The following is an 8904-nucleotide window of genomic DNA, read 5'->3' on the forward strand; positions in this document are numbered from 1 at the left end:
GGGCAGGCCCGGAGGCTCCGGGGGCTGCGGGGCGGGCTTCGGTGCACGAGAAGGCCAGTCGCGGCAGCACGAGAAGGCCAGTCGCTCACCATTGCGCGAAAGGGCCACTCACTGCCGCACGAGTGGACCAGTCGTAGCGGTGCGAGAGGACCAACCGCACGCGAGCGCGCGAGTGGACCACTCGTAGCTACGCGAGAGGACCACTCGCGACCGCACGAGAGGCCCACTGCCGCAGCATGAGTGGACCAGCCACCACCCCACGAGAGGCCCACTCACGGCAGCGCGACTGGACCAACCACACCCGCACGAGAGGGCCAGTCGCTCGCCATCGCACGAAAGGGCCACTCACCGCCGCGCCAAGGGGCCAGTCGCGGCCGTGCGAGAGGACCAACCGCACGCGAGCGCGCGAGTGGACCACTCATAGCTACGCGAGAGGACCACTCGCGACCGCACGAGAGGCCCACTGGCGACCGCACGAGAGGCCCACTGGCGCAGCATGAGTGGACCAGCTACCGCCCCACGAGGGGGCCAGCCGCTCACCATCGCGCGAGAGGGCCAGTCGTGGCCGCGCGAGAGGTCCAGTTCACGTGACCGCGCGAGTGGGGCTACTCATCTCCCCGCGCGAGGGCCAGTCACCGCCGTATGAGAGGGCCAACCACAGCCGCATGAGAGGGCCAGTCACCGCCGCGCGAGAGGGCCAGTCACCGCCGCGTGAGTGGGCCATCCGTGCGTGGTGAGTGACCACCAGCAGCCTCTCGATCGGCAACCGCCCAGCTCAGTAGCACGGCGACACCACCGGCAGGCACACGTACGTCTCACCCCAATGCCCCTGCCCCGTCGCGGTCGTGGCGTAGCGGATCAGCGGTGCCAGCCGTGCGATGCCCTCGGCCAGTGCGTCCTGGTTTCGCTGCAACATCGCGGTCAGGCGGTCCAGCGAAGCCAACACCGGACGCAACCCGACATCGTTGTCATCAACCACTCCCCGCACCTGCCGCGACAACTCCTGCGCCCCCGCCAGCAACGTCGAAATCGCCCGCGCGCGGGCCGCCACCTCCGCCAGCACCAGGTTCCCGTCCGCCAGCAGCCGCACCAGGGCAGCGTCCCGGTCCGCCAGTGTGCGCGAGACCGCCGCCGTGTTCCCCAGCAGCCGCGACAACGCCGCATCCCGCGACGCGATCGTCTCCGACAGCTGCGACAACCCCGCCAGCGCACCCCGCACCGACGGCCCGCCCGGCAACGCCTCCGCCAGCACCTCGAACGACCGCGCCAGCCCCTCCGTGTCCAGCGCGCCAACCGTCGCCGACAGGTCCCCGAACGCGTCCAGCACGTCGTACGGCGCGACGGTCCGCTCCCGCGGGATCACCCCGTCGAGTGGCGCCGAACCGAGCGGGTCCAGCGCCAGGTACTTCCGCCCCAGCAACGTCTTGATCTTGATCGCCGCCGTCGTGCGGTCACCCAGCCAGGTGTCCTCGACCTCGAACCTCACGCGCACGGACCCACCGTCCAGCCCGACGTCCACCACCTCGCCGACCTTCACGCCGGCCACCCGGACCTCGTCACCGACCACGAGCCCCGCCGCCTCGCTGAACTCCGCCTCGTACGCCACCCCCGTCCCGATGATCGGCAGCGAATCCGCGTGCGCAGCCGCGACGAACGCCAGCACCAGCACCACGAGACCGGCAATTCCGATACCGGCAGGATCCCGATCACGCACCCCGCAGCCCCTTCCGCCGGGTTACGCTCTTAACACGTGCCTCCGATCGAATGACGTATCCACCGACATGTCGGAAAAGAACAACTCCCTCGGGTGACCCATGTCAGCATGTCGCCCATGACCGACTCCGAGCCCCGGTGGCGGAGACTCGAACCGGACCAGCGCAGGGAACAGATCTTCGCCTGCGCCGCCCGGCTCTTCGGCGAGCGTCCGTACGCCGAGGTGTCCACATCGGACATCGCGGCGGCGGCCGGCGTCGCCCGTGGGCTGATCAACCACTACTTCGGCACCAAACGCCAGCTCTACCTGTCGGTGCTGCGCCGCACGATGACGATCCCGACCGCGGCGCTGGACATCGTCACCGACGGCCCGCTCGAGGAGAAGGCCCGCGTCGCGGTCGACTGGTTCCTCACCCTCGTCACCAAACAGGGCAAGACCTGGCTGGTGGCGACCGCCCCGGATGGCCTGGGCAGCGATCCCGAGGTCGAGGCGATCCTCGTCGAAGCCGAACGCCGCTCGGCCGCGCGCGTGCTGGAGGCGCTGGGCGTGAAGGTCGACCCCGCGCACTCCGAGGCCTGCAACGCGCTGATCCGCGCCTACGGCGGCATGGTCAAGGCGGCGGGCCGCGAGTGGCTGCTGCGCGGCGACCTCGACCGCGACCAGGTGCACACGCTGCTGTCCCGCTCGCTGGTGACGCTGATCGAGGAGGTGTTCCCCGCGGTCACCGATAGGTGAGCAGCCGGGCGGCCCGCCCCTCGAAGTGCGCGTGATCGTTGAACGACACGAGCGTGACCCCGCCGCGCCCGGACACCAGCTTGGTGATCCCGCAGTTCACCGTCACCCGGTTGAGCCGCAGCAACCCCATCGCGGGGTCACCGAGCAGGTGCCCGGCCAGCGTGCCGATCACCCCGCCGGACGTGAACACCACCGCGCTCTCCCCCTTGCGCAACACGCCGACCAGGTCGGCCAGCGCGCCACGCACCCGCTCGGCGAACCGCGGCCAGGTCTCCGCGCACGGGCTGTCGTCGCCGGCGCGGACCCACGCGGCGAGCGAGGCGTCCAGCACTTCCTGGTAGCCGCGCGGGTCGTTCGCGTCCTGCCGCGCGCCGCCGCCGTGCCGGGCGACGATGTCCACGTGGTCGTACTCGTTCCAGCGCGGATCCTCCTTGGCCGCGGCACCCGCCCCGAGCCAGTCCAGGACGATCTCCGCGGTGGCGCGCTGACGGGCCATCGACCCGGTCCGGCCCTCGGTGACGCGGATCTTGCGGCGCAGCAGCTCGGCGCCGACCACCGCGCCCTGCTCGATGCCGGTGCTGGACAGCCGGTCGTAGTCGGCCGCGCCGAAGGAAGCCTGACCGTGCCGGATCAGGTGGATGGCGCCCATCGGCCGTCCTTTCGCTCGCCGTGCCCGCCGCAGCCTAGCCAGCGGTGTTGAGGAGACGGTTGGGCGTGCCCGAGGTTGCGCCCGAAATCTTGCCCGGCGTGGCGGTGGCGATCAGGGCGTCGGCGACCTGCGCCGGGGTCGCGTCCGGGTGCCCGGCCAGGTAGAGCGCCGCGGCGCCGGCCACGTGCGGGGTGGCCATCGAGGTGCCGCTGATCGTGGTGGTCGCGGTGTCGCCGGTGCCCCACGACGAGGTGATGTTCACGCCCGGCGCGTAGAGGTCGACGACGCTGCCGTAGTTGGAGAAGCTCGCCTGCCGGTCGGTCTGGTCGCTGGCGGCGACGGTGATCGCCTCGGTGACGCGCGCCGGGGAGTCGTCGCCGGCGTCGGCGCCCTCGTTGCCGGCGGCGATGGCGAAGGTGACGCCCCTGGCGATCGCGCCGCGGACGGCGTCGTCGAGCACGGGGTCGGCGCTGCCGCCGAGGCTCAGGTTCGCCACGGACGGCCCGCTCGCGGTCTGCGCCACCCAGTCGATGCCGGCCACGACCTGGTCGGTGGTGCCGCTGCCCTGCGCGTCGAGCACGCGCACCGGGACGATCCGCACGCCCTTGGCCACGCCGTACTCGCTGCCGCCGATGGTGCCTGCGACGTGGGTGCCGTGGCCGTGCTCGTCGGCGGGGTCGTCGTCGTTGTCGATGAAGTCCTTGCCGCCGGTCACGCGGCCGCCGAAGGTTTCGTGGCTCGCCCGCACACCCGTGTCGACGACGTAGGCGGTGACGTCGCCGGCCGGGGTGGCGTAGCGGTAGGACGAGTCGAGCGGCAGGTTGGCCTGGTCGATGCGGTCCAGCCCCCAGGACGGCGGGTTCTGCTGGACGTCGGTGATGCGCAGGACGTGGTTCTGCGCGACGTAGGCGACGTCGGGGTTGGCCGCGAGGCGCTTGGCCTGCGTTTCGCCGGCGTTGACCGCGAAGCCCCGCAACGCGGCGCTGAAGGTCCGGGTGGTGGTGGCGCCGTAGCGACTGGTCAGGTCGTCGGCCCGCGAGGTGGCGTTCTGCTTGAGGACGACGAGGTAGCTGTCCGCCACCGAGCCGGGGGTGCCGGCTCCGAGGATCCGGCCCTCCCGCGCCTGGGCGGGCCCGGCCCAGGCGGTCGTGGCGACCACCGCCGCGGCGGCCGCCGCCAGTCCGGACCACATCGCGCGCTTCCGCATGAGCCGCCGTCTCCTCTCCCCGACCGGGTGGTGCGATCTCATGCAATCCCGGGGGCCAGAGCAGGGGCAATGATTCACAGTTACCAGTACTCACCCAATTGAGCTATCTGCGAACCACCCGAAGGGATGAGACGTAGATCGTCGTTCTCGGCCGAGTAGAAGTCACTGACTGCTACCATCAGCGCTGGCGAAGTCGATTTCCAGGTGGTAACAGGTGTCCACGTCCGAGCGCGCGGTGCCGAGCCCGTTCGCCAGGAGACTCCGGTCCGCGATCGCCCGCAGTGGGCTCAGTCTCGATCGCATCCAGGCCCGCCTGCAGGCCAGCGGCGTGCCGATCAGCGTCACGGCCCTGAGCTACTGGCAGTCCGGCAAGCGGCAGCCCGAGCGGCAGAGCTCGATCTCGGCGGTGCGGGTGCTCGAGGACGTCCTCGGCCTGCAGCGCGGCGAGCTGCTGTCCCTGCTCCCGCCGCCGCGCCCGCGCGGGCTGCCGTCCCGCAGGCAGGCGGACGGGGTCGTGAAGTTCCCGATGGAGGCGCTGCGGATCCTGCTGGAACGGGTCGGCGCGCCGCACGCGCTGGAGCAGCAGCACCGGCTCAACCTGCTCAACCTGCACGACCGCTGCGAGATCGCGGCCGGCGGACGGCAACGCTCGCTGACCACGCGGTCGGTGTTCCAGGCGACCGCCGACCAGCAGGACCGGTGGATCCTGGTGTACGACCACGGCGGCGCGCCCGCGCCGGCGCTGCACCAGCTGCGCAACTGCCGCAGCGGGCGGGTCGAGATCGATCCCGAGCACGGCCTGACGGTCGCCGAGCTGCTGTTCGACCGCCCGATCCACCGCGGCGAGACTTGCCTGATCGAATACACGCTGACCAACAGCGGGCCGCCGTACCCGGACTGCGAGAACACCTACTACCGCGAGTTCCGCCGCCCCATCCGCGAGTACCTGCTGGAGATCCGCTTCGACGAGGCCGACGCGCTGCGCGGGTGCTGGCAGTACGCGCGCCGGGGCTCCGCGGAGACCGAGGAGCGGCGGGAACTGCACCTCGACACGGCGGGCGGGGTGCACGCCGTGGCGCTCGACTACGGCCCCGGGGTGTTCGGCATCTCCTGGGAGTGACCCTCAGGCGCCGAGGCGGGGCAGGCGACGGCTGTTCCACTGGTCGGCGATCTTCACCACGACCAGCGCCAGCATGCACAACGCCGTGGGCGGGACGGCCTTCATCAGGGCGAACGCGATCATCCCCAGCGCGGGCACCGCCGTCAGGCCGAGCAGCACCACCCGCCAGACCCGGGCCCAGCCGCCGGCCGTCCGGTCCAGCAACCGCCGGGCCGCCGCGTCCTGGCGGCCCGCCGGCGGACTGTCCACGATGGCCGGTGCGGCCGCGGCCAGGAACCGTTCGTCGAGCACGATCTTGCGCCGTTCCGGCGACGGCTCGTTGCGCGTGGCGTCGCTCGGCGGTTGTACGGTAGGCACGTTGATGCCTTCCTCTCCGGACGGACGTCGGCAACCGCGCGGCTCCCTGTGGCAGCAGGGCATGCCGCGACATCATTCATGGTGCAGAACCGGCTCGTTACCGTCACCCCGATCGCGGTACTCAGCGCCGACCGGCAATCCAGCGTCGCCGAACGGCTCGCGTCCGCCGTCAGGTCAGCACCGCGAGGACGGCGGCGATCCCGGCGAGCACCGCGAGCAGGATCAGGGCCGTGGCGTACCCGCCGACGCGTTCGGCGAGCACGATCGCCCCGCCGGGCGCGATGGCCGTGGCCGCCGTGATCGGCGCGTTGAACAGCCCGTTGAGCGCCCCGAACCGGGCCGTCAGCCAGCGGTCGGCGACGGCCGTGGCCTGCACGAGCGTGAAGGCGCCGCGGGCCATGCCGAGGATCACCGCGACCGCCAGCAACGCGCCAGCGGGCCCGGGCAGCAACGCGAGCAGGACGAGCGCGGCGCAGCTCGCGGCGAGGACGCCGGTCGTGCGCGCGGCGGGCGCGCTGCTGCGCGGCACGGCGGCGAACACCAGCCGCCCGAGGACCTGGCCCGCGCCGACCAGCCCGAGCGCGACCGCCGCGAGCGCGTGGCTCAGGCCCCGTTCCACGAACAGCGGCACGACCACGATCGCCGACGCGTACAACCCGAGAGCGGCCAGCGTCATCGCCGTCTGCAGGAGCCGGAACCGGGCCGAGCGGGTCACGTGGCGCACCGGGGTGGCCGCGGGGCGCGTGCGGTGGTCCGGCCAGGCGGGGGTGAGCAGCAGCCAGTGCACCGGCAGGTTGACCACGACGAAGACCGCGGCGTAGACCAGGTAGCTCGCCCGCCAGCCGACCTGGTCCACCAGCAACGCGGTGAGCGGCGCGAACACGGTGCTCGCCAGGCCGCCGACCAGCGTCACGATGGTCAGCGGACGGGCCCGGCGGTCGCCGTACCAGATGGTGATCGCCGCGAACGCCGGCGGGTACAGCTGCATCGCCTGCGCCACGCCGACGACTCCCCAGGCGAGGAAGAACAGCGGGCGGCTCGGCGCCGTGGCCACCAGCACGAGCGCGACGGCGGCGAGCACCGACCCGGCGGTCATCACCAGCCGTGGCCCGTACCGGTCGATCATGCGCCCGAGCGGGATGCCCGCACCCGCCGCGACCAGCAGGCCGGCCGAGAACGCGAGCGTGATGGTGCTCGGTGTCCACCCGGTGGTGCCCGCGATCTGCGCGGTGGCGACCGGGAGCGCGTAGTAGAGCGCGCCCCAGCTGATCACTTGCGTGCCGCACATCCCGACGAGCGCCCGGCGGAGGTGTCGTTCCCCTATAGTGGACACCGCCCACATCATAGAGGAAGATTGGGGAGTCAGCTGAGCTTGTTGCGGAGCACCTTCCCGGTCGCGTTGCGCGGCAGCTCCGGCACGAACTCGACGTCGCGCGGCACCTTGTAGCGGGCGAGGTTGCCCTTGACGTAGTCGCGGATGGCGTCGGCGTCGAGCTTGGAGTCCTTCTTCGTCACCACGATCGCCTTGAGGCGCTGGCCGAAGTCGGCGTCCGGCACGCCGATCACGGCGGCTTCGAGCACGTCCGGGTGCTCGACGAGCAGGTTCTCCACCTCGACCGGGAACACGTTCTCGCCGCCGGAGACGATCATCTCGTCGTCGCGGCCGTCGATGAACAGCAGGCCGTTCTCGTCGAAGTGGCCGACGTCGCCGGTGGAGAGCAGGCCGTCGATGATCTCCTTGTGGCGGCCGTCGGTGTAGCCCTCGAAGGACAGGCCGCTGCCGACGAACACGCGGCCCGTCACGTGCGGCTCGGTGATGCGGTTGCCCTGCTCGTCGTACAGCTGGACCTTGCAGGTCACCGGCGGGCGGCCGACGGTGCCGGGGGCCTTGCGCCAGTCCTCGGGGGTGGCGACGGTGGCGACCGCGACCTCGGTGGAGCCGTAGAGGTTGTAGATCACGTCGCCGAACGCCTGGGTGGCGCGGTTGCCCAGGTCGGGTGAGAGCGCCGAGCCCGCGACGAAGATGATCCGCAGCGACGACGTGTCGTACTTGCCCAGGACGTCCGGCCCCAGGTCGACGATCCGCTGCAGCATGGTCGGCACGAGGACCAGCGCGGTGCACCGGTGGTCGGCGACGCCCTTCAGGGTGGCTTCGGGGTCGAACCGGCGGCGCAGCACGACCTTGCAGCCGAGCGCGAACGACAGGATGAACTGCGAGATGCCGGTGCCGTGGAAGATCGGGGCGCCGAGGAACGTGGCTTCGCCGGCGCGCAGCGGGATGCGGTCGAGGAACTGGACGGTGGCCAGCACGGAGGTCCGCTCGCGCGGGGCGCCCTTCGGGGTGCCGGTGGTGCCGCTGGTGAGCAGCACGAACCCGCCGCGCTGGGGCGGCGGCGGCAGCGGGCGGTCGTCGGTGCTGGCGATCAGCTCGTCGAGGACGGGGTTGTGGTCGGCGGGGTCGGGTTCGTCCACCCAGGCCAGGTAGCGGTCGACGGTGTCCGGGATGCCGGAGAGCAGTTCGGTGAACTCCTGGTCGTGGACGAGCACCTGGACCTTTTCCCGCGCGGCGACGTCGGTGAGCTGCGGTTTCGCGAAGCCGGTGTTCATCAGCAGGAGGCGCGCGCCGACCTTGCCCGCGGCGATCATGACGGTGACCAGACCGCGGTGGTCGCGGCACAGCGCCGCGATCACGGTGCCCGGCCGCACGCCGCGGTCCGCCCAGGCGCGGGCGAGCGCGTTGGAGCGCAGGTCGAGCTCGCGGAAGGTGAGCGGCCCCAGCTCGTCGACCAGCCCGATGGCGTTCGGATCGCGCCGGGCGGAGGTCTGCGCCGCGGCGGCGAACGGACCCACCTTGCGGGTCGCGATCACGCTGCGCAGACCTTCGTCCAACCGGGGAAACGGGACGAGCCCGGCGCGCCACATGACCTCCAGGCCGCGGGCGGTCTCCGCCACCTTGCCGGGGAGCACGGACAAGCGGGGCGGAATTCGCATGGACAGCACCTCCATTGGGCCGACCGTACTGGGAGTATGTGTGGTTACTGGACAGTAGCCGAAGGGCGTGGGGGTGCGCCAGGGTGGCGGGGTGGAACGGGCGAAAGGGATAAATAGGGCGGGTCGGGCGT

At 71.8% G+C, this 8904-nt stretch carries 8 protein-coding genes; 2 read left to right on the plus strand and 6 right to left on the minus strand.

Annotated elements, in window-relative coordinates:
• Positions 1 to 775: 775 nt before the first annotated feature.
• On the minus strand, positions 776 to 1714 hold the full coding sequence (locus tag D0D15_RS34610; protein WP_167481610.1) for an MCE family protein: 939 nt from the start codon (positions 1712 to 1714) through the stop codon (positions 776 to 778).
• 117 nt (positions 1715 to 1831) lie between these two features.
• Between D0D15_RS34610 and D0D15_RS34615 the strand changes: the two genes are divergently transcribed.
• Complete coding sequence (locus tag D0D15_RS34615; RefSeq protein WP_094004109.1) at positions 1832 to 2449, plus strand: TetR/AcrR family transcriptional regulator; 618 nt, start codon at positions 1832 to 1834, stop codon at positions 2447 to 2449.
• On the opposite strand, the gene D0D15_RS34620 is transcribed toward D0D15_RS34615, so the two are convergent.
• Together D0D15_RS34620 and D0D15_RS34625 are read right to left on the minus strand one after the other, a co-directional pair.
• Positions 2436 to 3098: a histidine phosphatase family protein gene (locus tag D0D15_RS34620; protein WP_094004108.1), complete on the minus strand. Its 663-nt coding sequence runs from the start codon at positions 3096 to 3098 to the stop codon at positions 2436 to 2438. The genes D0D15_RS34615 and D0D15_RS34620 overlap by 14 nt on opposite strands.
• Before the next feature lie 34 nt (positions 3099 to 3132).
• The gene (locus D0D15_RS34625; protein ID WP_094004107.1) at positions 3133 to 4305 is read right to left on the minus strand and encodes a S8 family peptidase; all 1173 of its coding nucleotides are present in this window, start codon (positions 4303 to 4305) and stop codon (positions 3133 to 3135) included.
• Between the two features lie 214 nt (positions 4306 to 4519).
• Between D0D15_RS34625 and D0D15_RS34630 the strand changes: the two genes are divergently transcribed.
• A complete protein-coding gene (locus tag D0D15_RS34630; RefSeq protein ID WP_094004106.1) occupies positions 4520 to 5425 on the plus strand; it encodes a hypothetical protein in 906 nt (301 codons plus the stop codon).
• 3 nt (positions 5426 to 5428) lie between these two features.
• Here D0D15_RS34630 and D0D15_RS34635 read toward each other — a convergent pair whose 3' ends face one another.
• The 3 genes from D0D15_RS34635 to D0D15_RS34645 form a co-directional block, all read right to left on the minus strand.
• The gene (locus D0D15_RS34635) at positions 5429 to 5782 is read right to left on the minus strand and encodes a hypothetical protein (RefSeq protein WP_094004105.1); all 354 of its coding nucleotides are present in this window, start codon (positions 5780 to 5782) and stop codon (positions 5429 to 5431) included.
• A gap of 169 nt (positions 5783 to 5951) precedes the next feature.
• Positions 5952 to 7124, minus strand: a complete 1173-nt coding sequence (locus tag D0D15_RS34640; protein WP_198958145.1) for an MFS transporter — start codon at positions 7122 to 7124, stop codon at positions 5952 to 5954.
• A 20-nt stretch (positions 7125 to 7144) separates the two neighbouring features.
• A complete protein-coding gene (locus tag D0D15_RS34645) occupies positions 7145 to 8773 on the minus strand; it encodes an acyl-CoA synthetase (protein WP_094004166.1) in 1629 nt (542 codons plus the stop codon).
• Positions 8774 to 8904: the final 131 nt, after the last annotated feature.

Origin of the sequence: Amycolatopsis thermalba, from assembly GCF_003385215.1 — a bacterium.
In the GTDB taxonomy this organism is placed as follows: domain Bacteria; phylum Actinomycetota; class Actinomycetes; order Mycobacteriales; family Pseudonocardiaceae; genus Amycolatopsis_E; species Amycolatopsis_E thermalba.